At 40.0% G+C, this 25521-nt stretch carries 12 protein-coding genes; 7 read left to right on the forward strand and 5 right to left on the reverse strand.

Going from position 1 to position 25521, the window contains the following annotated elements:
- Positions 1-23 precede the first annotated feature (23 nt).
- Entirely contained in the window at positions 24-2159 is a 2136-nt protein-coding gene (locus DWW10_RS01275) for a cation:proton antiporter (RefSeq protein WP_022394237.1), read from the reverse strand.
- A gap of 207 nt (positions 2160-2366) precedes the next feature.
- Between DWW10_RS01275 and DWW10_RS01280 the strand changes: the two genes are divergently transcribed.
- Positions 2367-3374 (forward strand): aspartate-semialdehyde dehydrogenase, encoded by a 1008-nt coding sequence (locus tag DWW10_RS01280; RefSeq protein WP_007217016.1) that lies wholly within the window; start codon positions 2367-2369, stop codon positions 3372-3374.
- Between the two features lie 113 nt (positions 3375-3487).
- Here DWW10_RS01280 and DWW10_RS01285 read toward each other — a convergent pair whose 3' ends face one another.
- The 3 genes from DWW10_RS01285 to DWW10_RS01295 form a co-directional block, all read right to left on the reverse strand.
- On the reverse strand, positions 3488-4537 hold the full coding sequence (locus DWW10_RS01285; protein ID WP_118420638.1) for a winged helix DNA-binding domain-containing protein: 1050 nt from the start codon (positions 4535-4537) through the stop codon (positions 3488-3490).
- Positions 4538-4701: 164 nt separating this feature from the next.
- Positions 4702-6399: a RagB/SusD family nutrient uptake outer membrane protein gene (locus DWW10_RS01290; protein WP_022394235.1), complete on the reverse strand. Its 1698-nt coding sequence runs from the start codon at positions 6397-6399 to the stop codon at positions 4702-4704.
- A 22-nt stretch (positions 6400-6421) separates the two neighbouring features.
- Positions 6422-9814: a SusC/RagA family TonB-linked outer membrane protein gene (locus DWW10_RS01295; protein WP_022394234.1), complete on the reverse strand. Its 3393-nt coding sequence runs from the start codon at positions 9812-9814 to the stop codon at positions 6422-6424.
- A 785-nt stretch (positions 9815-10599) separates the two neighbouring features.
- Between DWW10_RS01295 and DWW10_RS01300 the strand changes: the two genes are divergently transcribed.
- The 5 genes from DWW10_RS01300 to DWW10_RS01320 all read left to right on the forward strand — a co-directional run bounded on the left by DWW10_RS01300 (position 10600) and on the right by DWW10_RS01320 (position 20241).
- Positions 10600-11448, forward strand: coding sequence for a hypothetical protein (locus DWW10_RS01300; protein WP_007660601.1), 849 nt, complete (start codon positions 10600-10602; stop codon positions 11446-11448).
- 433 nt (positions 11449-11881) lie between these two features.
- The gene (locus DWW10_RS01305) at positions 11882-15361 is read left to right on the forward strand and encodes a SusC/RagA family TonB-linked outer membrane protein (RefSeq protein WP_022394213.1); all 3480 of its coding nucleotides are present in this window, start codon (positions 11882-11884) and stop codon (positions 15359-15361) included.
- Between the two features lie 12 nt (positions 15362-15373).
- Positions 15374-17236, forward strand: coding sequence for a RagB/SusD family nutrient uptake outer membrane protein (locus DWW10_RS01310; protein WP_022394214.1), 1863 nt, complete (start codon positions 15374-15376; stop codon positions 17234-17236).
- A 52-nt stretch (positions 17237-17288) separates the two neighbouring features.
- On the forward strand, positions 17289-18701 hold the full coding sequence (locus tag DWW10_RS01315) for a DUF4623 domain-containing protein (protein ID WP_022394215.1): 1413 nt from the start codon (positions 17289-17291) through the stop codon (positions 18699-18701).
- Positions 18702-18798: 97 nt separating this feature from the next.
- Positions 18799-20241, forward strand: coding sequence for a glycoside hydrolase family 10-like protein (locus DWW10_RS01320; protein ID WP_022394216.1), 1443 nt, complete (start codon positions 18799-18801; stop codon positions 20239-20241).
- Between the two features lie 101 nt (positions 20242-20342).
- Here the strand turns inward: DWW10_RS01320 and DWW10_RS01325 are convergent, their stop codons facing one another.
- A complete protein-coding gene (locus tag DWW10_RS01325; RefSeq protein WP_022394217.1) occupies positions 20343-21668 on the reverse strand; it encodes an ATP-binding protein in 1326 nt (441 codons plus the stop codon).
- Positions 21669-22350: 682 nt separating this feature from the next.
- Between DWW10_RS01325 and DWW10_RS01330 the strand changes: the two genes are divergently transcribed.
- Positions 22351-25521, forward strand: coding sequence for a SusC/RagA family TonB-linked outer membrane protein (locus DWW10_RS01330; protein WP_022394218.1), 3171 nt, complete (start codon positions 22351-22353; stop codon positions 25519-25521).

A 25521-nucleotide genomic window follows, 5' to 3' on the forward strand; every position in this document is an offset into this window, starting at 1 on the left:
ACTTATCACTTTGTTGCTAATCACTAATTACTCTTCTTGAACCATTTATAGAACCATTTGCCTACCTTTTCATAATGCTGATCTTCATTATTACCACGTGGATTAGAGAAAGACAGCATATCTTGCGGTTCACCCAACTGATCCGGATAGAGCACTATCAAGCTATTGTTGGCAAAATACTTTCCTAACTGGGCAGGAAGTCTTTCGAATGCAGGATCATAAGAAATAGAACCACGGCGGGCACTGATAATCACCAGTAAGTGATCATAATTCACTTGTCCGGTCAACAACAGTAAATCCCCCCAATCATCCAAACGGGAGAAATCAGTCATTGTCGAGCTAAACCTCTTCTTTACCAGTATTTGTAAGAGCGTAGTAGTTTCTTCATTAGCGAAGAAGTGTACCCGGCATCCCAATGTACTTCCCATACGGCAGAAATGTTCTACCCACTTCTGGAAGCCCGCTTCATATTCTGCTTTCGGCGGAACAGCAATATTAATTCTCCGTATGGTATTAATTGGCATCAGGAACTTTGCAATCATCACTTCCCGGTGCAAACCTTTCAACAGGTTCTCCGCCAACATACCAAAGAAGGAATCCACAATATTAACCTTACGATGCAAACCAATTACCACATCCGTCACTCCATGCTCTTTTGCCGTATGAATAATACCTGAAGCAATATTCAAGTCATAACGGCTGATTTGTTTCAGCGGCACATCCACCGATGCCGTTATCATAGCCGCTTTCTCCAGATAACGCTTTCCGCGAAGTTCCAGAGCTTCCGATGCATTATTATCATTAATCACATTCAATGCCACCAGATTATCTCTCTGTTTAGGATCACGTATCAACAAGGACAGACTCACCAAATCTTCAATCGTATCCGGATTGGCAACCGGTATTAAAATCTTTTCCAGCTCTACCGGACGTTTTTCATCCTCCAGATGGGCCTCATCGATAGCGATCTTACGGGCAGCACGTTCAGTAATAAATGAACTTACCACACAAGTCACGAGGATTAGCAATACAGTACCATTCAGAACATCGTCATTCAGCAGTCTTTCACCATTAGGCAGAATTATATTATATCCGACCAGTACAGCAGCCAATGTAGCCGCAGCCTGGGCATTGCTCAAGCCGTACATCAGTTCCCGCTCAATAGCTGCCATTTTATATATCTTCTGCGTCAGCCAACAAGCAATCCATTTACCAGTCAAAGCAACAGCAATCATTACTCCAGCCACCTTCAATGCATCACCATGACCAAAAATCACATGTATATCAATCAGCATTCCCACACCAATCAGAAAGTAAGGAATGAAAAGTGCATTACCCACAAATTCCAGGTGATTCATCAATGGAGAAACATGCGGAATAAGCCGGTTCAATACCAAGCCGGCAAGGAAAGCTCCGAGAATGCCTTCCATCCCTACAAATTCCATTAAGCCTGCCCCCAGGAATACCATGGCAAGCACGAAAATGAATTGCATCACATTATCATCGTATCTGCGGAAGAACCAGCGACCAATGCGAGGGAAAGAGTACATAATCAATCCACCCAGGAAAACCACTTTGACAACCAGCCATACCCAGAACAGTCCACCGGATTCCCCCTTAAACATACCACCTACCACAGCCAAAACCAACAGCGTAAGAGTATCAGTCACCGCCGTACCTCCCACTGCAATACTTACACTACGATGTCGGGAAACGCCATATCGAATCACGATAGGATATGCCACCAGCGTATGCGAAGCATACATACTTGCCAACAGAACTGAAGTGATTAAACTATATTTCAGGAAGGTCATGTTCACCACAAGACCGATCATAATTGGAATGATAAAAGCCAGTAACCCCAACATTACGGCCTTTCCCCTATTTTGCTTGAAGTCTGACATATTCATTTCCAGACCAGCCAGAAACATGATATAGTATAAACCCACCTTGCCAAACAACTCGAAACTACTATCCCGTGCTAAAATATTAAACCCATGCTCGCCAATTACCAATCCTGCCAATATCATACCGATGATATGTGGGATACGGAGTCTGTTCAACAAAATAGGAGCAAACAATATAATAAGAAGTACAAGGAGAAATATCCATGTAGGGTCGGTAATGGGAAGTTTTAGACTGAAGTCAAATAAGTCCATGGGCTTCAAGTTTTAGGTTTACGTTGCAAAATAACAAAAAACTTTTCATTTTATACGTTGTCATACAGCAAATTGTTATAAATTTGCAGCCAATTCTATCAAATGTGAGTTGACAAGGATTAGAGATACAAGTAGACAAGGTCGCCTTGTCCCCTTTCTTTCCTCGTCAATTCGTCAACTTAATTAATAAACTAAAAACAAAAGAAAATGAAAGTAGCTATTGTTGGAGCAAGCGGAGCCGTGGGACAGGAGTTCCTGCGTGTGCTCGATGAAAGGAATTTCCCGTTGGATGAGTTAGTGTTGTTCGGTTCTAAACGCAGTGCCGGAACAAAATACACATTCCGCGGTAAACAGATCGAGGTAAAACTCTTGCAACACAACGATGACTTTAAAGGGGTTGATATCGCTTTCACTTCCGCAGGCGCTGGTACCTCTAAAGAGTATGCCGAGACCATCACCAAACATGGTGCCGTGATGATCGATAACTCCAGTGCTTTCCGTATGGATAATGACATACCTTTGGTAGTTCCCGAGGTAAATGCTGCCGACGCAAAAGATCGTCCACGCGGCATCATCGCCAACCCTAACTGTACCACTATACAGATGGTAGTGGCACTGAAAGCCATCGAACAGCTTTCTCACATAAAGACTGTACACGTTTCTACGTATCAGGCTGCCAGCGGTGCAGGTGCTGCCGCTATGGATGAATTGTACACACAATACCGCCAAGTGTTAGCAGGTGAATCTGTTACTGTTGAAAAGTTTGCATACCAGTTGGCATTCAACCTCATTCCTCAGATTGACGTATTCACTGATAACGGATACACCAAAGAAGAAATGAAGATGTTCCACGAGACCCGTAAGATTATGCACTCCGACATTAAAGTAAGTGCAACTTGCGTACGCGTTCCTGCTCTTCGCTCTCACTCTGAAAGCATTTGGGTAGAAACAGAACGTCCTATTTCAGTGGAAGAAGCTCGTGAAGCTTTTGCAAAAGGCGACGGCTTGGTATTGCAGGATAATCCTGCCGAAAAGGAATATCCAATGCCTCTGTTCCTTGCAGGCAAAGATCCCGTTTATGTAGGTCGTATCCGTAAGGATCTGGCTAATGAAAACGGTCTGACTTTCTGGATTGTGGGTGACCAGATCAAGAAAGGTGCTGCACTGAACGCAGTACAGATTGCAGAATATTTGGTAAAAGAGAATGCTCTCTAAGCATTACCATTCAGAAAGGAAGGAAACGAGTTAACGAGTTGACAAGGGAACAAGGGGCTGCGCAATACTTCTATGCCGCAGGGACCTTATTCCCTTGTTAACTTGTCAACTCGTCAACTTTCATGAAACAACAAACATTCCTTTATAGCTTTTTCGATAAGCTTCTTTGCAGCAGGCCTGCACCCTGGGAAGAAAGATGTATCAAAAACTCCTTTCTTTGAAGCCTTACGCCAATTCCCGGTAATACGACCTTGATGAAGAATAACAGGTTGGAATATACCAAAATTGTTATAGGCATACTGCGCATGCGATTCCTTTATACAGTCAAAGCGGTTTTTATAACTCACCAGATATTCATCAAACGGCGGAAGAAACTGGAGAATACTTTTCTCATCAACTTCCACCTCCCCGGTAAGTCCGGGTGAAGAGATATGTATCATCATTTCCCTGTCATTATATCGTTCTGTTATAATTTCCTGCCCAAGTGACGCTATAGCGCTACGTGCTTCACGTATGTTCAATGCAGACCACCACACAAAATCTTCCAGTGTTGCCGGCCCATGACTTCTGAAGTATCTCCGGGTAAGCTCAGCAAGAGCCTCTTCACGAGATAGCTCTATTGCATCCGGAATTCTTTCACAGGTCAATGCATATGTGTGTTTCCCATTCTTCTCAATGCCACTGCATATTGTTCCGTCCGCCTCACCAAAACTTAGATACATTTTAACGATGGGTTCACTGAGAGTTATACCTTTCAAGTGAAGCTGTTCAAGAGCTTCCTGGCACGTCAGATGTTGTCCGGTCAAGATTTCTTCTATTTGGGGCTTATACAGCAGGCAATCCTCTCCCGTCAAACCATGATGCTTTGCATAAAAACTGAACTTTGACAACATACTCTTAGCAGACAACTCAGTCATCCATTTTATATCCTTCCCCGGAATATAATGCCACGTAGGACGCATCACATGAGTACGCAAAATCCGCCCTGAATCCAATGCCTCCTGAACAGCCGTCAACGAAGGTTTCGCTATACGCAACCCGACTGCCCACTTAGCCGCCCTGATCTCTTGCGCCTGCATAGCACCCATCCATTCAACAACCTCCTCCGGCTTTTCAAACCGTGGTCCTGCAATTCCCTGTGATAACATTCTTAATTTAAGCATACTTCTAATGACAAAATTATTATTTTACTAATGGACAGCTTTTTACAAAGATAGAAAATATTCTGTGATATCCAACCATTCCTCTATATCGCAGCAAAAAAAGAGGTTGAACTCTAAGTAAATAGAATTCAACCCCTTTCAGTTACACCATTAACAATCTCACCTTATTTCCAGAACGGATTCTGTTCCATATTCGAGTTCAAAGTCAGCTGAGTTGTAGGTATCGGATAGAAATAATGCTTGGCTTCGTAAGTACGTGGCTGGTTAAGAGTGTTAGAACCAATCATATATCCATCATTATTCACATCGACTTCCGGATTCTCCACATTCTTCATGTTAGCTCCAAGATAGATCGTAGGATTCTTGGAAGAATCAAGTAAATCAAGTTTATGCCAACGAATTAAATCCCAATAACGAGTCCAGTTATCACACATCAACTCACAACGACGGCAACGGCGGATCTCCCAAAGCAAATTGCTAACACCCATATTGTTAGCCGGATCAGCTTCCGGTTGAGTAGTTATACCGGGCAGTCCAGCACGCTCCTGTAACTTATTAATGGAATTGTCAAGATCAGCTTGTGTCAATGTTCCAAGTTCTGCCTTAGCCTCAGCGAAGTTCAGATAGACAACAGACAGCCAGAAAAGCGGACAGTCAGTATATTGCTTGTTGATGCTGTTACGATCGCCTACTGCCAATTCCTCCGGATTATCATATTTAGCTATACCGTAACCGGTAGTAGAAGTAAATCCTGCAACTCCGGCGCGGCTATAAGCACTACCCTTGAAACATAACACAGGATCGAGAGTAACCGCCAATCGCTTGTCGCGGACAGCAAGAACAGACTCAAGATTGTACTTGCCATCTGCATCTTTCACTGCGGCATCATTTGTATCCATTGTAGTGGTTGCTTTGGGCTTACCGTCAAGGAACAGATAACTATCGAAAGCATTTTTGGTCATACCGCTGGTACCACTTGTATTAACTGTATAGTCAATGGTGGAATGCATGAAAACATTCTGAGAATAAGGCTTGAAGAAAATCATTTCAGGATTAGAGCTAAGCGAAATTGAATTATAGTTTCCTTTGTAGCTCGGATTCAATGAATATCCCTTACTCATCAATGCTTCACAAGCAGACACACATTCACGCAGGTACTTCTCAGCACGAGTGTTGTCAGCAGCCTTACCGGCATTGTCACTTGCATTACGATACTTACAGTAGGTACCTTCGTACAACGTGATGTCAGCTTTCATTGCCAGTGCCATGTTAGCACTGAAGCGCTGCTTGTTGGTTCCCGTAATTGTAGTTGCAGCATAATTTAGATCTTCAAGAACATTGTCCATTACAACATCTCTATCCGTACGTGGTCCGTAAACCACATCCTTGTCTGCCGGGTCTACAACTGTAGTTATCCACTGTACATCACCATACATGCGAACCAATTGGTAATATTGCCATGCACGGTTTAAACGTGCCAGACCTTCATAATTAGCTTTAACCGCATCATCAAGAGAAGATGTTTGCAATCCTTCGATAATATAATTGGCACGACGAATTTCTGTGAAAGGGCTTGACCAATTTGTAGAAGTAGCCACTACACTCGTGTAAGTCCAGACTGTCGACTGATAGTCTACCTGGTCATCACTCAGCGTTTTGAAATAGAACCAGCCACCACCGCTGCCATTTCCATAACCCGAATAGTTGTTATAGAATGTATTGCATTGGTTGTCAAGGTTACTCGTATTACTCCAATATGCAGGAGTATTGGTAAAGGCATCCAAAGGTGCTTTGTCGAGAAAGTCATTACAACTTGTCAAGGCCATCAGTGCCATTGTTCCGTATATGAATAGCTTTTTCATCATTCTTATTGTTTAATAGTTATTATAAGGTTACCTGAATACCGAATGAGAAGGTACGAGTGATAGGAGTTGTACGTCCCCAACCTCCATAGGTAAGGCCATCACCAGTACTGATTTCCGGATCAACTGGAAGATCACTGCCCTTGTAGAGCAAGAAGAGGTTACTACCACTAAAGTAGATACGTGCCTTTTCGATGAAAGCTTTACGGGTCCACTCTTTCGGCAAAGTATAACCAACTGTTACGTTCTTTAAACGAAGATAAGACATATCGGTCAAGTAACGAGATTGCGGATAATAGTTATTGGAACCGTTTGCAATACCCGATACAGTACCTTTGGCTTCATTTCCCGGATATAAACGAGGATAAGTGTTACCCTGGTTGATATCATAACCGGTAATTGTTTTCCAATCATCAGTATAGAATACTCTATTGAAACTTTTTTGATTATCGTAGATAGCTAAGTCAGCTCCACGCATCATCGGGAAGTTCAGAGAAGAAATAGTCCAATCAGAACGTTTGCCTACGCCTTGGAAGAATAAATCGAGGTCAATGCCTTTCCAGTTACCACCCAGATGGAAGCCATATTCATAACGAGGGAGTGAATTACCGATAATCTTCAAGTCACCATGATCATCAGCGGTTCCTTTTCCACCGTCAATCGCGCCACTGCCATCCAAATCTTTGAACTTAATATCACCAGGGCCATAATGGAACGGAGCACGTTCAAGTGCGGACTGGCTGGCAATACCTGACTTATAATTCCATGAACCATCTGCATTCTGGCCGGTAAAATCAGATTCTTCAAAATAACGATCTGTTTCGAAGCCCCAGATATCACCATAATTCTTGCCCGAATAGTAAGAACTGAGTAACTTAGTATCATTATTCCACTTCGTTACTTTTGTCTTTGAATCACTAAGATTGAAGTTAGCATACACATTAAATTCACCGAATTTATGATGCCAATCGAGGTTTAACTCCCATCCACGGGTGCGCAGTGTACCGGCATTATCGTAAGGAGCAGTAGCACCTACACTGTTCGGAAGAACCTGAGCAGGAGCAAGCATATCACGGTTTTCACGTTGGTACCAGTCAAATCCTACGGTTAGTTCGTTATTCAGGAAGCCTAAGTCCAGACCAATATCAGTAGTACGGATGCGTTCCCAAGTAAGAGACTTCGACACCAGTTTAGGCATATTGTACTGAGTCAATCTATTAGCATTAGCTCCATTGCCATCTACCCAATAAATATATCCTGAAGCCGATGTGTTTTCGCGTTGGCTGATCAATGCCTCAAACATATAGTCTCCGATGGCTTCATTTCCAATTTCACCATAAGATGCACGCAACTTAGCATTGTTAACCACTTTCTTCAACGGTGCAAAGAAAGCTTCTTCTGAGAACCGGTATCCGATAGATGCAGAAGGGAAGAATGCCCATTTATCATTATGTGGGAATCTGGAAGAACCATCATAACGTCCATTCACTTCTAACAGGTAAATACCCTTATAATCATAATTAATACGTCCGAAGTAACCGGCTGAAGCACGGGAAGTGTGCGACCAATTTATTTGTTGTCCATCTTGGCTTGCCAGATTCAATTCGGGATATGCTTCATCATACAATCCCTTGCGGTATCCATATAAATAAGTATAATCCACTTCTTCAGCATTAGCTCCGACCATTACATTCAAATTATGGCTCTTCGCAAAAGTCTTGGCATAGTTGGCATACGCATTCAAAGTCCAAGTATTCTGCTTGGAATTATCCCGCCAGATTGCCGAGTTACTTTTGGTAACAATATATTTAGGAGTAGGCATTCCCGACCAGTCAATACCATAGACCGAGAAGTCTTCAGAACCACTGTTCAAGTTCTGAATAGCATAAGTGAAATCAGCATTCAAAGTAAGTCCTTTTACTATTTCTGCTTTCAAGAATCCATTCAGACGGGTAAGGTCAGTTATTTCCTTACGGTCTGATGCTTGTTTACGCATAGACATGAGGCGAGTGTCATAACCATCAATGGTACCTGAAGGAATAAAGAAAGAACCCCAACGCCAAAGGGTCTGATAAGTACTGCTGTAAATGTCAGGACGCTGATAAGCCTTACGAGAGTAATTGACACGTGCACCTACTTGCAACCAATCATATAAATTGGTCGTTACATTCACTGAAACATTATATTTCTTCAATTCATCGGGACGCACTTTCATAATACCTTCCTTCTCATCATAACCAAAAGAAAGATAATAATTAGTCTTACCAGAACTTCCCTGAACAGATATATTATGGCTCTGTGAAGGGGCTGCTTTGCTATAATAAATATCTTGCACATCCCAGTCAGCATAATAATAAGGAGTTCCGTCAACGATGCTATAATCACCCACATTGCTATCGCTCTGATAGGGTCTCATTTCACCGTACTTCAGTTTTCTTCCGCCATTCTGTTGCGCCCATTTCTCAGCATAAGGTAACAGCTTGTCAAAGTACATGCCGAAGAGCTCAACTTCATATTGGTTAGCATTAGCCTTAGCCTCTAATGCAGCTCTAAGCTGTGTGGGTACATCCGGGAAATTCGGAAGGTAAGTGGCTTGATCCCAAGCGAAATTATTACTATAGTTTATAGTAACCTTTTCCGTCGGTTTAGCACTCTTCGTATTAATTAAAATAACACCAAAAGCTGCACGTGTACCATAAATAGAGGTAGAAGCAGCGTCTTTCAGTACAGAGATACTCTCAATATCCTGTGTATTCAAGAAAGAAATGTCATCCATCGGGACTCCATCCACAACAATCAACGGATTACTCTTTTCAGAATTACTTAACGTACCGACACCACGAATACGCATTGCAGCACTTCCGTTGATATCACCATTTTCTGTTGTGATACTCAAACCAGGAACCGCACCTTGCAGTGCTTTGGTTACATCTTGCTGAGGACGGCCTGACATCGTTTTATTCAAGTCTACAGTAGTAACTGCACCTGTTAAATTGGCTTTCTTTTGTGTACCGTAACCAACTACTACTACTTCATCCAATAATTCCGTATCTTCCTTCAACACGATTTTCATAGTAGGTGTAGCCTTTACTTCCTGAGGCTGATAACCTACGAATGATATTTTTAATATTGCTCCTGATTTTACACTCAATGCAAACTTTCCATTAACGTCAGTAACAATACCATTAGTTGTCCCTTTTTCTACCACACTGGCACCGATAACCGGCTCGCCTGTCGCATCTACAACCAAACCTGTAACATTGATAGATTGTAACTGCTCTGTTACTTCTGAAACATGATCCGAAGCAACCTGGTTAGCCATCGCATTACCGCTTCCTAAAAACAGTGCACTGATGGCTACTGCTGTGAAGAATTTGCTATTTGCTAATCCTCGTTTTTTGCGATCTTCATTCATAAATGATTGATAATTTTGTTGTTAAATAAAATAGTTCTCTCAAAAATTAGGGTAAGGATAATCAGATAGAAATAGTTAGTCAGATCTATTTCTTCTGTCAGACAAGTTTTTCTTCCATAGGCGTTTTTTCTTATTTATAGGTTTAACTTATATTTTATCTCTCTTATTATTTTTAGAGGTTTACTAAGTTCCAAGAGAACTTAGTATATACAATATTATTCTATGGTTTACATTGTTTTCAGCCATATCTGAGACGTACTTGCTCCGTACCTTTTCCGTACTTTCTCCAGTCAGAAGTACCTCTGAGTGGAGAATGTACGGAGCAAGTACGTCTCAGGTATGGCTACGGTATGGAGCAGACTATAAAAAGCGTTTTTTATTCCAGTCAATAAATATAGACTCTTAGGCTAGTTTCCTTTTTAAAGAAAAGCCTTTTATCCCTCTCGAGAAGTAGGTGTAAGCGTTGTTTCACAGGACTACACCCTTTCTTTTGAATGACTACACCCTTTGGCTGCAATGGCTACACCCTTTATTATAAAAGGTGTAGCCCTGCATAAGGGATGTTTTACATATTAGAAAACGGATTACATTTATTCAATATAGACTTGTGGAACTATCCGGTAACACATATTTCTTCTCGTTTCTACCCTATATCTATTGAATACTCATTTTATTGAGTAGTACACTCTCCAAGAACGAGATGATAAAATGAAGTTTTGGAAGTTTTTGTGCTGGTATATTAAAAAAAACTATATATTTGTATCCAATTCTAAATCTAACTGCGTATGAAACTGATTGCAGAGAGTGGTTCAACAAGAACTGAGTGGGCCTTAGTTGAAGACAATCACCTGATACAACGTGTTTTTACTGAGGGACTTAATCCTTTCTTCCAAACCCGAAGAGAGATCAGCCGAAGTGTGCGCTTAGGTTTACCCGAGACTTTTTTCAAAAGAAAGCTTGAGCAAGTATATTATTATGGTGCTGGTTGTACTTCTTATGAAAAAAAGAATGTATTGGGGGCCTCATTAGTAGCACAGTTCAAAACTCCGATTCAAGTAGAAAGCGATTTACTTGCGGCTGCTCGTGGTCTATTTAAATGTGAAGCAGGAATTGCGTGTATTTTAGGTACAGGTTCCAATTCTTGTTTTTATAATGGGAAAATTATAGTAAAAAATGTCAGAGCTGGTGGGTATATATTGGGCGATGAAGGCAGTGGGGCAGTGCTGGGCAAGCATTTTCTTTCAGACGTATTAAAAGGTTTAGCACCCAAAGATATTATGGCCGATTTCTTTGAAAAGTTTCGTATTAGCCCGAATGAAGTAATGGAATCTGTTTATAATCGTCCATTTCCTAATCGTTTCCTCTCTACTATTTCTTATTTTCTGGCAGATTATACAAGCGATGATTATGTATATGATCTAATAACTACTAATTTACGCAATTTCTTCATAAGGAATGTTTGCCAATATGATTATAAGAACTATCCAATCCGTTTTGTTGGATCATTGGCTTATAGTTATGCCAAAATTTTGAGAGAAGTTGCCAATGAGTTTGATATTGAGCTGGATATTATTGAAGAAACTCCAATGAATGGTCTAATTGACTTCCATTCATTAAATATTGAAGAACCTTAATATTTGTATATAAAACATATTAACAAGGGTGTAATAACCTCTCATTTGCAAACATATAAATATAAAGTTAAATAAATGCAAAGGAATGTTCTTGATATTAAATTATAATATATCTTTGCTAAGAAGAAACGAAGAAATTGCGTTTCGTCACCTTTGTTAATAACGAGTTTATCTCTTAAAATGACCAACTAAATCGTAACAGTATTTAGTGTATTTTAATTTTTGACCGATAGCAGAATTACTAAGTTCTCTTGGAACGGTAAATGAAAACAAATAGAGATACTATATAAGTCAAACCTAATAAATAGAAGAAACGCCTATGGAACAGAAACTTACCTAATAGAAGAAATAATTCCGTTTATTTCTAATTCACTACCCTTACCCTAAATTTTGAGAAAATTATTTTGATTAACAACAAAATCATCAATCTTTTATGAATGAAGATCGCAAAAAACGAGGATTAACGCATAGCAAACTCCTCATGGCAGTAGCTATCGGTACGCTGTTTTTAAACAGTGGAAATGTACTAGCTACTCAGGTTGCCTCCGACAGCCCTTTGGAAGTGACAGAGCAACTACAAACCCAAACGATTAACGGCTTGGTTGTAGATGCCAACGGTGAACCGGTTATTGGAGCCAGTATTATAGAGAAAGGAACTACAAATGGTGGTATTACGGATATTAATGGTAAATTTACGCTGACTGTAAAGCCAGGAGCTACCTTAAAGATTTCATACATAGGCTACCAGACTCAAGAAGTGAAAGCTGCCCGAACTATGAAAATTATTCTGAAAGAAGATAGTGAATTGCTACAAGAAGTAGTAGTGGTAGGTTACGGTACACAAAAGAAAGCTAACCTCACAGGAGCAGTAGCAACAGTCGATGTAAATAAGACATTAGACAGCCGTCCTATCGCTGATATTGGTCGTGGATTGCAAGGTGCAGTAGCGGGAGTTAATATCACAATCCCAACTGGTGAAGTAGGCTCAGACCCTTTAATTAAAATTCGTGGGCAAGTTGGTTCTATTTCAGGAAACAATACACCACTCATCTTATTGGACAACGTGGAAATCCCAAGTATCCAGATGGTAAATCCTAATGATGTTCAATCTATTTCTGTTTTGAAAGATGCTGCTTCATCTTCTATCTATGGTTCTAAAGCTGCATTTGGTGTAATCCTGATAACCACAAAATCAGGGGCACAAAGTGATAAATTTGAAATAAGCTACTCGAACAACTTTTCTTGGCAAGATCCTGCTAAGAAAATTGAGATTGGCGGTATAGAAGCATTACAATATACATTGGATGCACAAACAAACAGAAGAGAACCGATGCCAGCCGGCGGTTTCTGGCGTATTAGTCCTGAAAGCCTGGAAAAGGCTATTGAATGGCAAAACCTGTACGGTGGAAAAGTAAAATGGAATGATCCGGTAGTGTATGGTCGCGACTGGTACTATGACGGAAAAGATAAATATGGATACAGACTTTACGACGGTGCTAAAGCCATGATTAAAAATTGGACACCGACAATGACCCATAACTTGTCTGTTAATGGTAAGAGTGGCAAGACCAGCTATAATATCGGATTAGGTTATCTGGACCAGAGCGGTATGTCAAAAACGGCTAAGCAAGATGACTTCAAACGATACAATGCTTCGGTTAGCGTTACTTCAGAAATCAATAAGTATATTACTGTAAGAGCAAGCTCAATCTATTCAGATCGTAACAAACGCTATCCGGGAATTGGGAATACAACTGCTGACCCATGGTTATATCTTTATCGTTGGAGTCCGCTAATGCCTATGGGAGTGACTGAAAATGGTAATCCGTTAAAAGAACCTACCTACGAAATGGCAGCTGCCAATACGGATAACCTGCAAAATAAATACTACAATATCAATTTAGGTTTCACACTGAATCTAACCAAAAATTGGGATGTAAAGTTTGACTATACGTATGATAGACAAACTACTGAAACGAATTCATCCGTAATGCAATATGAGGCTGGTGAAATGTGGTATGCTCCCACTGCCTGGATGGAGAACGGCAGTCAGGTATTTGTTAACGAACAAGGAGAGAGAGTAGACACCGGTGGTATGCCTGCATATCGCTTCCCTGTGAACAAATACTATAACAGTTCCGGTCCAAGTGCCAGTCAGGTAGGCAATAACAGTAAATCTATTGATAATAATACTTTCAACATTTATACTACTTACAACTTGTTATTGGGTCCAGAAAAGCAACATGCATTCAAGCTTATGGCAGGTATGAACAGAGTTACCAATAAATGGAGTTCATATAAAGGTTGGAAAACAAATCTAATTGACTTGACAAATCCGCAATTCCCGTTGGCCTCCGGAGATCAATTTATAGAAGGAAACCGAAACTGGGAAGCGCAGTTAGGCTTTTTTGGTCGTCTCAACTATTCTTTTGAAGATAGATATTTCGTTGAAGCAAATATACGTCGGGATGGTTCATCCAAGTTCCCAAAGCATCTGCGTTGGAAGTGGTTCCCTTCTTTCTCTGCCGGCTGGGTATTTACCAATGAAAAGTTTATGGCACCTATTAACAATATCTTAAGCTTCGGTAAATTCAGAGCTTCATGGGGTAGTATTGGTGACCAATCCGTTTCAAACACTCTGTATAAATCCATATTGTCAGATGGTCAATCATCATGGCTGGATGGAAGTGGAAATAAAATACCTATGTTCGGTACTCCGTCATTGGTGGACAGCGATATTAGCTGGCAGCAAATCGAAACGCTGGACTTCGGTATCGATCTCAGATTCTTTAATAACAAATTCGGAGTGACTTTTGACTGGTTCCAACGTGATACGAAGAATATGATTATTCCAGGTGAAAGCTTACCGGTAACTCTTGGTGCAGCTGCCCCTAGTGGCAACTATGGTAGTTTGAGAACCAAGGGTTGGGAATTGTCAGCTGACTTCAACCATCGTTTTGCTAACGGATTGGGCATTAATGCAACAGCCTCTATTTCAGACGCTTCTACTTTTATCACAAGAGGTGCCGACTACTTGACTCCGTGGGAAGATCGAAGTTTAGGAACTACCTACTCAACAGGCAGACGTTATGGTGATATTTATGGTTTTGTAACCGACAGATTATTCCAAAAAGAAGACTTTGTATATGGAGCGGATGGTCAGATTGAAAAGATTATCGTTATTTATAACGGAACAGCCCGTACCACCTATAAACAATCTTCAGAGTATCCGGTTTATCAGGTGCATTATGAAGATGGAAATAAGCTAATATTCTCTCCTGGTGATACCAAATTTGTAGATCTTGATGGTGATGGTTACATCACTCCGGGAACCAGTACAAATGGTAATCCGGGTGACCAAACCGTTATCGGCAATACCACTCCTCGCTATGAATACAGTTTCAGATTGGGTGCTGACTATAAAGGCTTTGATTTTTCTATCTACTTCCAAGGCATTGGAAAACGCAAGATCTGGGGTAACGGTCAGTTAGCAATTCCTGGGTATAATGCAAAGGAAGGTGCACTGCCTAAAACTTTTACAACAGACTATTGGACAGAAGAACGCACCAACGCTTTCTATCCCAGAGCATGGGACTTAGGTGGCAGCAATACTGGATTTGCTATGCAGAAACAATCCCGCTATCTACTGGATATGTCTTATTTAAGAATCAAGAATATAACATTGGGATATACCGTTCCGACAAATATCTTATCTAAGATATACATCAGCAAAGCAAGAGTCTATATGTCATTGGAGAACTTCTTTACATTTGATAACCTGAGAGGATTACCTATTGATCCGGAAGCTATATCAGGGTATTCTATGTTCTCCACCAACTATAACCTTGGACGTACAGGTACCGGTACACCGGTATTCAAAAGTTTATCATGTGGTGTTCAATTAACCTTCTAAAATAGAATCATTATGAAATTAAAAATATTTATAATTTTAGCCGGTGTCGTTTTATTGTTTACGAACTGTAATGATGTGCTCGACCGCCCGTCATTGACTACGGCTGAGGATGATGCATATTGGACCAATGAAGATAGAGTACGTCTATATGCTAATGCTTTTTACACAAACTTCTTTGTGGGGTATGGATTAAAGTATACAACGACTTATGCTCCTAACGCCAATTATACATTTAATGACGACGCAGTGAGGATGTCCACTCAAACACAGTTTGGGCGTACAGTTCCTACATCTAAAGGAAGTACAAGTCTGGATATGATGTGGCAAAGTGAATTTACCGGTCCTACATGGAATTTTGCCTGGGTTAGAAAAGCAAATGTTATGATTGACCGCATCACTAATCTGATGCCTGAAATATTGACAGACGAACAATATAACCATTGGACAGGTGTTGGACGCTTCTTCAGAGCACTGGAATATGCTCGTCTGGTAAATGTTTTTGGCGATGTTCCTTATTACGACACAGAAGTTCAGAATACGGATAAGGATGGCTTATACAAAGACCGCACTCCGAGAAACGAGGTTATGGATGCAGTTTACAACGATTTTGAGTATGCATTACAGAACGTTCGTTTGAATGATGGAGGTCAATATGTGAATCGTTACGTAGTAGCCGCCATGGTTTCAAGATGGGCTCTGTTTGAGGCAAGCTGGCAGAAATATTATTATAAAAATAACGAACGGGCTAAAAAGTTCTTCGATCAAGCTGTTGTTGCAGCAGAGATGGTTATGAATAGTGGCAAATATGGTATTGTTGAAGATTTCCGTAAATTATTCGGTTCTACTGACTTAACCAACAGCAAGGATTGCATTTTATACAGAAAATATGATGCTGGTCAAAATGTTACGCATTCCATCGCATCAACTTGTAATATGAATGACCCTACCGATGTTGGTCCAAACCTGGATTTGATTAAAGCGTTCATTTGTACAGATGGTAAGGATTGGCAGACTTCTTCTTTGGAAAATGTAGATGATTTTACTCTTAGCAATCTGATTAAAACAAGAGATTCTCGTTTTGAAGCCAGCTTCTATACTAAACCCACTCCAAGATCCAAGAGTAGCTATTTATATGTAACAAAGTTTATCCCACGAAGTGGACTGAGTTATATTGAAAGTGGTGGTTCTCCGGCTGCCGAATTCCAAAGCGAGAAAAACGTAACAGGTTATCCGGTACTGCGTTATGCTGAAGTCTTGCTAAATTGGATTGAAGCGAAAGCTGAACTTGCAACACTGGGTGGTACAGAGGTTTCTCAGAGTGATATAGATATATCTATCAATCTGATTCGCAAAAGACCGGTGGCAGATGAAGCCAAAGCTTTAGGAGTAACAATGACAGCTGAGATGAAGTTGGACGCACTTCCACAAGATCCCCATAGAGATCCTACTGTACCGGCACTACTTTGGGAGATCAGACGGGAAAGAAGAATGGAATTTGCTTTTGAATTCTCACGTATCATTGACTTAAGGCGTTGGAAAAAGCTGGAATATATGGATACCGATAAGAATGAAGATTTGTTGATTGGTACCTGGGTTAATTTCAACAATGAAGTAAAAAGCGAGTTGAAGGATGAGAATAAAGGGAAACTCAGAGTAATGACCAAAGACGGAAGCTTTACGGTATATGATGGAACTAATGCAGCTAAGATGAATGGTTTCTTCTATCCTACACAGAATCAGGGTAGACTACCGTTCCTGAACGTTCCTAATGTTAATCCTTATCTTTCTCCTATTGGCACGAATCAAATTTCGGACTATAAGAATAAGGGATATACTTTGACTCAGACTGAAGGTTGGCCAACAGGCATCAATTGATAACATGAATCAATGAAATCATGGAAATTATTTTAAACTAAAACATGAGATTATGTATAAATTAATAAGAAATATAGGATTTTTGGCTGTATTGCTGGGACTTGGTCTGGTATCCTGCGATGAGGATTATCCGAAAAGCCATATAGCACCTTATGACACCGAACTTCTTTCTATCAAAATAACCAATGCAGGTGCAGATGGCAATACAGTTGTAGAAGGAACCATTGATGAAGACAATAAAATCATCAATTTCCCGCGCTTGGATATGACAACGAACTTCTCTGCTCTTAATCTGGACGCGAAGCTTTCTGATGGAGCTACTCTTCAAAATTCGGTATTGGATTTTTCTATGGATGAAGAAACTGCTTCTAAAACTTTGGTTCTTCGGATAGTAAATCAAAAGAGATACAAAGAATATTTTATAAGAGTCAGAAAAAGAATTCCGGTATACGGAGCTGATTTTGAGAAGCCTACAGTATATGATTTCTCCGGAGATAATATCTATCCTGATTATGTAAGTCAGAATACAAGATGTGCTTCTTATGATGGTGAGCATGTATTGGTTGTCAGCAGAAAAACCGCCCCCCACCTTCTTAAGGTATCTGACCTGAAGAAGGGGGAAACTAAACCGATCATGTTGGATCTTACAGGTGTAGCGGGCGGTACTTTCACCTACAATATGGGAGCATTGGTAAACGGGCATGTATATATTGCGTCATTATCAGGCTCTCAAGCATCACCGCTGAAAATTTACTATTGGGAAACACCGGATTCTAAACCTGAAGTTGTTGCCGATATCAAAGTTTCGGATATTCCTGGAGCTGGAATCAGACATGGAGATAACATATCAGTCAACATCGATAAAAACGGTAATGGATTTATCTTCTTTGGAGATAATAAATCCACTAGTTTTTTGAGACTGACCGTAAGCAATCATAAGACAATAGGTGAACCAAAAGTGCTGACTTCAAGTGCTGATGCGACTATGGTTACCAATGTGTATAGAATAGAAGATACAGACCAGTATGTATGGGCGGGAGTAAGATTGCCTGTTACATTGGTTGATGAATCTCTTGGAAGTAAATATGCAATGAACAAATCGAACTTGGAAACGGAAGCAGTTGCCCCCAGGATATTTACCTTTAATGAGGAACGTTATCTGATAGTTTGCAGTGCCGGACAAGGAAGTGCGACCAAAGCAACTCCTTCTTTAGTTGTTTACAATCTGACCAAGGGAAGTACAGTAGCTGAAGCTATGCAGAAATTTGATGAAGGAGATAATCATAATCCTGATTATAGATTCATCTTGGGTGGAAGCGGCAATGGGGCAGCTCTTGCACAAACTGATTATCGTATAGAGAAAGATGAAAATGGAAAGGATGCCAAACTCTGCATTTTCGGCTCGCGTACAGATTCAGGGTTTGTAATCTGTGAGTTCCCTATTAAACAAGAGGAAGAAGATTAATAACTATCTTCGTTTTTTAATCAAATAAATTATAGTATTAACATAGGAGCCGTCTAATGAGTGAGAATTAGACGGCTTCACTATTCTGAATTTAGGAATGAAATATTTGAAATATCTAACCTTGATTATTTTCATTGCATTTGTCGCATCTTGTAGCAAGGACAATGACGATGATATTATACCACCGCCGGAAGAAAATACACCTTCGACTTTGCCTCAAAAAGAGTTGCGTGGAGTATGGGCAACCACAGCCTGGGGTATCGACTGGCCCATGGAGGAGTACGATGCTACTGCTCAGAAACAAAAGTATATTGACTATCTGAACTTATTAGTCGAAAACAAAATGAATGCAATATTCTTCCAGATTCGAGGAATGGCAGATGCATTTTATGATTCGCAATACGAGTCTTGGAGTAAGTATATCACAGGAACTGCCGGGGTTAAGCCAAGTTATGACGTACTGGAATTTCTTGTTGAAGAAGCTCATAAACGAGATATCCAATTCCATGCCTGGTTAAACCCTTATCGTATTTCAACCCGGGCAAATAAAGGTTCGGCATTTCCTCAGTTGGATCCAAAGATTCCTACTGAACTGACTAAGGATTACGAAAAGATTCGGATTTATAATCCGGCTTTACCCGAGGTGCAAACCCGCATAACACAAATCGTCAAGGAAATTATTACTAAATATGATGTTGACGGTATTCATATGGATGATTATTTCTATCCTGCATTAGAAGCGTCTGAGAGCATGAATGATAATGCGGAATATGAAAAATATGGTAAGGCACAGTTTGATAATATTGCTGATTTCAGACGAAATAACGTAAATGTAGTAATCCAGAATATTCAAAAGACTATTATCGAGACTCGTCCTGATGTGATCTTCTCAATCAGCCCCGCGGCCAATATGGATAGTAACTATAATACTTTGTTTGCAGATGTGAAAAAGTGGTCGAAAGAAGGCTGGGTGGATGTTGTAATTCCACAATTGTATTTTGCTACGGGCACGGAAGAGAGCAGTTTTAATCAGAGACTAAATTTATGGTCACAATATATTTATGAGAATCATCTTTTAGTAGGATATGGAGTTTATAAATTTGGTGACCCGGCATATGGCAGCAAATTCCAGTCGTCTGAGGATCTGCAAAAACAGTTCGACTTTGCAAAAACAAAACCAAAAGTAAAAGGAAGTGTTTTGTATAGCGTTAAATATCTGGTAGAAAATAAAGTCAGGATTATGGATGTAATCAGGAATGTATATAAAACTCCTGTCTTGCTCCCCTACTTAGGCAGAACCATAGCTGAAAAGCCAAATACTCCGACCAATGTCCGCGTAAGTGGAAGTAATTTATCATGGAGTGGAGTACAAGCTGCTTATTATGCAGTGTATAAAGATAATGGTATCAACCAAATAGCCAGCTTAATAGGGACCACTAAAGATACCACATTCAAATTGAATGAAAAAGGAACTTATTTCGTAACAGCACTCGATAAGAAAAATGCAGAAAGTGATTTATCGGAATCTGTAACTTATTAAAGCTGTTTCATTCTACAAAATGTTCCTTGGCAATCAGAACATAAACAAATATAGTGTAATATATCGCTAATTAAATGGTCATTAAATTAATGACCATTTAATTAGCGATATATTAAAAAGTTAACGATCTTCTTTGTCCAATCTGCCAGATATAAAGGTATATTAATCAATGTACCATCCTGTTTCAAATTATTCAATGAATAACGCAGTTTATATGTCGGATGATAATTCGCATCATAAACAGACAAACTTTTACCTCCTAACCGAGTTTGAGCTTTCACCTCAACAGGGATAATTTCACTGCCAGACTGAATGACGAAATCAACTTCTGCTTTTCCTATAGAAGTCCAGTAACGTGGAAGAATATCATATTGAGGAACTAAACTCTGCAAAACATAATTTTCGGCAATAGCACCTTTAAATTCCGTATAAGTATCATTGCCAAGAAATACGATTTCGGACGGAAGACCGGATAATTCACGCAACAGCCCGACATCGGATAAATAGACTTTAAATGCTGATAGATCATCATAGGCCTTCAAAGGAAGAAACGGCTTTGTTGTACAAAATACCCGGTAAATCAAGCCGGCACTTTCCAACCAAAGCAAAGCGTCTTCATAATCCCGAGCACGCGCACCGGGTTTAACCAATTTATACAGAAACTTTCTGTTTTCCTTAGCCAACTGGCTGGGGATGGAATTCCAGATGTGAATAATACGGGGAATATCCTTATTTTCTGCATGTTTAGAGAAATCCAGAGTATAGGCATTCAGTATTATTTGCTGTTCTTTTTTCACTTTTTCCATGCCTTTGTTTTCGAGAAAATAGTTTATTGCGGCAGGCATTCCGCCAATAACCAAATATTGCTGATACAGTTCACTAAGCCTGTCGGTAACAAATTGTGGCAAAGGAGTTATTTCAGTAAGTTCTTCAATATAGTTGTATAGTTTTTCATTGGTCGTCTTTAAGAATTCCTTAAATGTAAGAGGATATAAATTCAGGAACTCAACTTTGCCTACCGGGAATGAATCGCCTTTAGACAAAGCCACACCTAACAAGGAACCTGCCGCTACAACAGCATATTCAGGCGCATCTTCATAAAAATACTTCAATGCATTTAAGGCAGGATTGCATTCTTGGATTTCATCGAAAATGAGTAAGGTTTCGCTCGGCAGAATAGGACTATCAGTGAGCAATGATAGTTGTGAAATAATTCGTGAGGGTTCCTTGGTTGTTTCAAATATCTCATGGATAGAATGATCCTTATCAAAATTAAATTTGACCGTATACTTAAACTCCGTTCTCCCGAAATACTCAAGAATCCAAGTTTTTCCGGTTTGACGTGCTCCTTTCAATATAAGGGGCTTTCTTTCGGAATTACGTTTCCATGCTTTCAAATCTTCTATTATGCTCCGATATAGTTCCATAGCTACAACTTTATATTCCAATTATTGGCATTATAACACAAAACAGGTTCCTGTTTTTGGCAAATTTACCAATAATCAGAACATAAGCAAATAATAATGGGACAATTATAGGTATAATTATTGCTTCAGCATATTCTTTGCTAACAATTTTGTATCATTAATCCTATATATAAGTTTAAGAATCTTCTATCATACTTCTTAGTCTTCAGGCTAAGATGCAATTTTGCACGGACTTTCTAATCCTACTCCAACTTACTAATAACAGTTTTTGGGAAAAGTTCCTTTCCAAAGAAATTATGCGTTCTAAAAGCTCTATAGAATAGAGTTAAAAAAAACTTTGCGTTCTCTTGGAACTTATATAGTACATAAATAAAAGTAACAGAGATAAAACATAAGTTAAACCTAATAAATAGAAAAAACGCCTATGGAACAAGAACTTACCTAACAGAAAAGAATAGCCTCAGCTATTTAAATCAACTATCCTTATCTTTAAATTCGAAGAAGCTATTTTAATTAACAACAAAATCATCAATATTATGAATGAAGATCGCACAAACAAAAGCAATAGTACATAGCGAAGTACTCAAACTACCACAACTAATGTATTATCCTGTAAGTCATGACAATACAATAGTATAACTATTTTATCCAACAAAAAAACAATTTAAACCATGAGACTCTTATGAATAGATTTAAAGAAATCTCAATGGGCATAGCTGTTATGCTAATAGTACCTGCTATCAGTATAAATGCCAGTCCTAACAACATTGCAGGTAAACCAACTTCACCTGCTACTGAAGTAATGCAACAACAGACCCAAATCACTGTTAAAGGTAGAGTTACCGATTCTGCTGATGAGCCTCTCGCCGGGGCAAGTGTTCAAATACAAGGAACCGGTCAAGGCGTAATTACTAATGCTGATGGAAACTATACAATCGCTGCAAAACAAGGAGCTATACTCAAATTTTCATATATAGGTTGTAAACCACAGTCTGTCAAAGTAACTAAGGCACAAATTAATGTGCAAATGGAAGAAGATGCCAATATGCTAAACGAGGTCGTTGTTACGGAATTCGGACTAAAACGCGTACAACGTGGTATCGGTTCGTCTGTACAAAAAGTAACTGCAGATGAAATAGCAGAATCCGGACGAGATAATTTCATCACAGCACTGCAAGGACGCGTATCAGGTATGAACGTTGTATCCAGCTCCGGTGCTCCGGGAGCGTCAACACAAGTAACGCTACGCAGTATCACTTCATTGTCCGGTAGCAACCAGCCGCTTTACGTTGTCGATGGTATACCAATGAACAACTCTTCTTTCTCGGCAAGTAATGGCATGGCTGTAGATGATACCTATGATAGCCGTACATTGGACTTTTCATCACGTGGTAATGACTTCAATCCTGAAGATATTGAGAATATCACTGTCTTGAAAGGGGCCGCAGCTGCAGCACTCTATGGCTCAAATGCCTCCAACGGTGCAATCATCATCACTACCAAGAAAGGTACAGCGGGCAAGGGCAAGGTTTCATACAGTAATCGTTTCCGTTGGGATACATCCTATGGATTACCTGATCCACAGACTAAATATTCTAATGGAAATTATGGTGTAACCAACTATTTCAATACAGCTCGTTTTGGTGGACTTTATCCTGAAGGAACTAAACTCTATAATAATCTTGATCAAATTCTGCAAACAGGATTCACGCAGGTACACAATGTATCAGTGGAAACCGGTACAGAGAAGATAACCATGCGTGCAGCCGCTTCATTCACCGATCAGACTGGTACTATTAAAAATACCGATTATCAACGTAGCAACTTCTCTTTATCAGGCAAGGCAGATATTACCAAGTGGATGCGTTTTGAATCATCCATGCAGTATGCATCTACTCAAAACAATAAAATGCCTAAAGGTACCAGTGGACCACTTTATTATGCACTTCGCTGGCCGCTTGTGGATGACATGAGTAATTATCTTGACCCAGACGGAGTACACATGCGCTATCCTTACCCATATGTGGACGGAGACATGTACAATCCACTGTTCTTGATGAATAAAAACAAGTATTATGATGAATCCGACAGAATTATTGGTAACGTAACTGGTATTATCCAGCCGAATTCTCATATTTTCCTTCGGGCACAATATGGTTGGGATATAGGTACACAGACATTTGAAACATCAGAGCATCCACTATGGGCTAAAAACAACTATGATATACAACCCAGCCTTGGTGGGGTATACAATTTGGTTAAAGAAAACTTCTCAGACCTCTCTATGAATATACTTGCAGGTTGGAATGATAAATTCTTTGATGGAAAACTGACTGTAACCGCACAAGTTGGTTATCATCAGGTAGAAAATAAAATAACACGCTTGAGTTCTTATGGCAGAAATTACATAGTGTGGGATATGGCTTCTATCAACAACGTAAACCCAAAAACCATTATCGCTAAAAAACGTTCTACAATTCGCCGCATTCAGGCAATTTCCGCACAAGCAGAATTTGGCTGGGATAACATGGCATTCATTACCTTACGTGGGCGCAATGACTGGGCCTCAACACTGCCTACCGATAACCGGAGTTATTTTTATCCGGCATTGGAAGCATCATTCGTTCTGACAGAATTGCCTATATTCAAAGGAAATGAAGTTATAAACTACTTGAAGTTAAGAGGTGCTGTAGCACAAGTAGGTAAAGATACATCTCCACTTTCTATTAATCCAGAACTGGAACCCACAGAACTTAGAGGAGGAGGCTATAAATATGGGTTCACGGGTCCAAACTCAAAACTGAAGCCTGAGATGACAACCAGTTATGAAATAGGGGCAGAAGGCCGTTTCCTGAATGATCGAATCGTTGCAGATTTCACTTATTTCCGCACTCGTTGTACAGATCAGATAGTAAGGGGCTTCCGCTTATCATACGCTACAGGTTTCATATTGAACACCCGTAATCTGGGTGACTTTAAAACATGGGGCTGGGAAGGACATATCGATGGAGACATCATCCATAATTACAATGGATGGCGCTGGAATGTAGGTGTTAATCTTTCACATACCGGTTCTAAGACAATCAAACTCCCAATGGCAGAATTTTATGATACCTATACCAATGGAAATACGGCTGGTATTCGTTTAGGAACAATGGTAGGTGATCCTGTTACTTCTATTCATGGTCTTGACTTTGAACGTAATGACAAAGGTGAAGTATTAATAGATCCCACTACAGGAGCTCCACGTGTAAGTTCAGAATGGACACACATCGGTGACCGCGAACCCAAATTACGTTTCGGTTTCTCGACGGAAGTAACTTTCAAACGTCAATGGCGCCTTAGTGCAATGTTTTCCGGCAAATTCAAATCAACTGTAATTAATGGAACTGGCCGATATTTAGCACAAAATGGTATCGACTGGGATTCAGTGAAGAAACGCGAGCAAGGCTCTGTTATTATTCCTGGCGTATTGAAGGATGGTAATGAAAACTCAGAGAATCCGACACCGAACAATATCGCCATCACATACGGTAATTATGGTGGTACGATTTACGCGGGCTCTGCCCGGGACTGGGTTCAACCCAACGTCAACTATCTGCGTATGTCAGAATTACGTCTATCGTATACATTTACTGAAAAGTTCCTTAAAAAAGCAACTAATGGTCTGCTTAGTTATGCTCAAATTTACGTATCCGGAAGTGATCTCTTCACTATTACCAACTACAATGGTCTGGATGCTGTAGGTAATACAATGTCTGCTTCTGCCGGTGGTGTAGGTGGCGAAGGTTACGATACATGGGGAATTCCGAGTCCACGGGGTGTCACATGTGGTTTAAGCATACAATTCTAA

This window comes from Bacteroides intestinalis (genome assembly GCF_003464595.1).
Lineage (GTDB): Bacteria > Bacteroidota > Bacteroidia > Bacteroidales > Bacteroidaceae > Bacteroides > Bacteroides intestinalis_A.

What these genes read in the sequence shown, in the direction of transcription:
- DWW10_RS01275 (WP_022394237.1), bottom strand. Translation starts at nt 2,159, where the DNA reads ATGGACTTATTTGACTTCAGTCTAAAACTTCCCATTACCGACCCTACA.
- DWW10_RS01280 (WP_007217016.1), top strand. Translation starts at nt 2,367, where the DNA reads ATGAAAGTAGCTATTGTTGGAGCAAGCGGAGCCGTGGGACAGGAGTTC.
- DWW10_RS01285 (WP_118420638.1), bottom strand. Translation starts at nt 4,537, where the DNA reads ATGCTTAAATTAAGAATGTTATCACAGGGAATTGCAGGACCACGGTTT.
- DWW10_RS01290 (WP_022394235.1), bottom strand. Translation starts at nt 6,399, where the DNA reads ATGAAAAAGCTATTCATATACGGAACAATGGCACTGATGGCCTTGACA.
- DWW10_RS01295 (WP_022394234.1), bottom strand. Translation starts at nt 9,814, where the DNA reads ATGAATGAAGATCGCAAAAAACGAGGATTAGCAAATAGCAAATTCTTC.
- DWW10_RS01300 (WP_007660601.1), top strand. Translation starts at nt 10,600, where the DNA reads ATGAAACTGATTGCAGAGAGTGGTTCAACAAGAACTGAGTGGGCCTTA.
- DWW10_RS01305 (WP_022394213.1), top strand. Translation starts at nt 11,882, where the DNA reads ATGAATGAAGATCGCAAAAAACGAGGATTAACGCATAGCAAACTCCTC.
- DWW10_RS01310 (WP_022394214.1), top strand. Translation starts at nt 15,374, where the DNA reads ATGAAATTAAAAATATTTATAATTTTAGCCGGTGTCGTTTTATTGTTT.
- DWW10_RS01315 (WP_022394215.1), top strand. Translation starts at nt 17,289, where the DNA reads ATGTATAAATTAATAAGAAATATAGGATTTTTGGCTGTATTGCTGGGA.
- DWW10_RS01320 (WP_022394216.1), top strand. Translation starts at nt 18,799, where the DNA reads ATGAAATATTTGAAATATCTAACCTTGATTATTTTCATTGCATTTGTC.
- DWW10_RS01325 (WP_022394217.1), bottom strand. Translation starts at nt 21,668, where the DNA reads ATGGAACTATATCGGAGCATAATAGAAGATTTGAAAGCATGGAAACGT.
- DWW10_RS01330 (WP_022394218.1), top strand. Translation starts at nt 22,351, where the DNA reads ATGAATAGATTTAAAGAAATCTCAATGGGCATAGCTGTTATGCTAATA.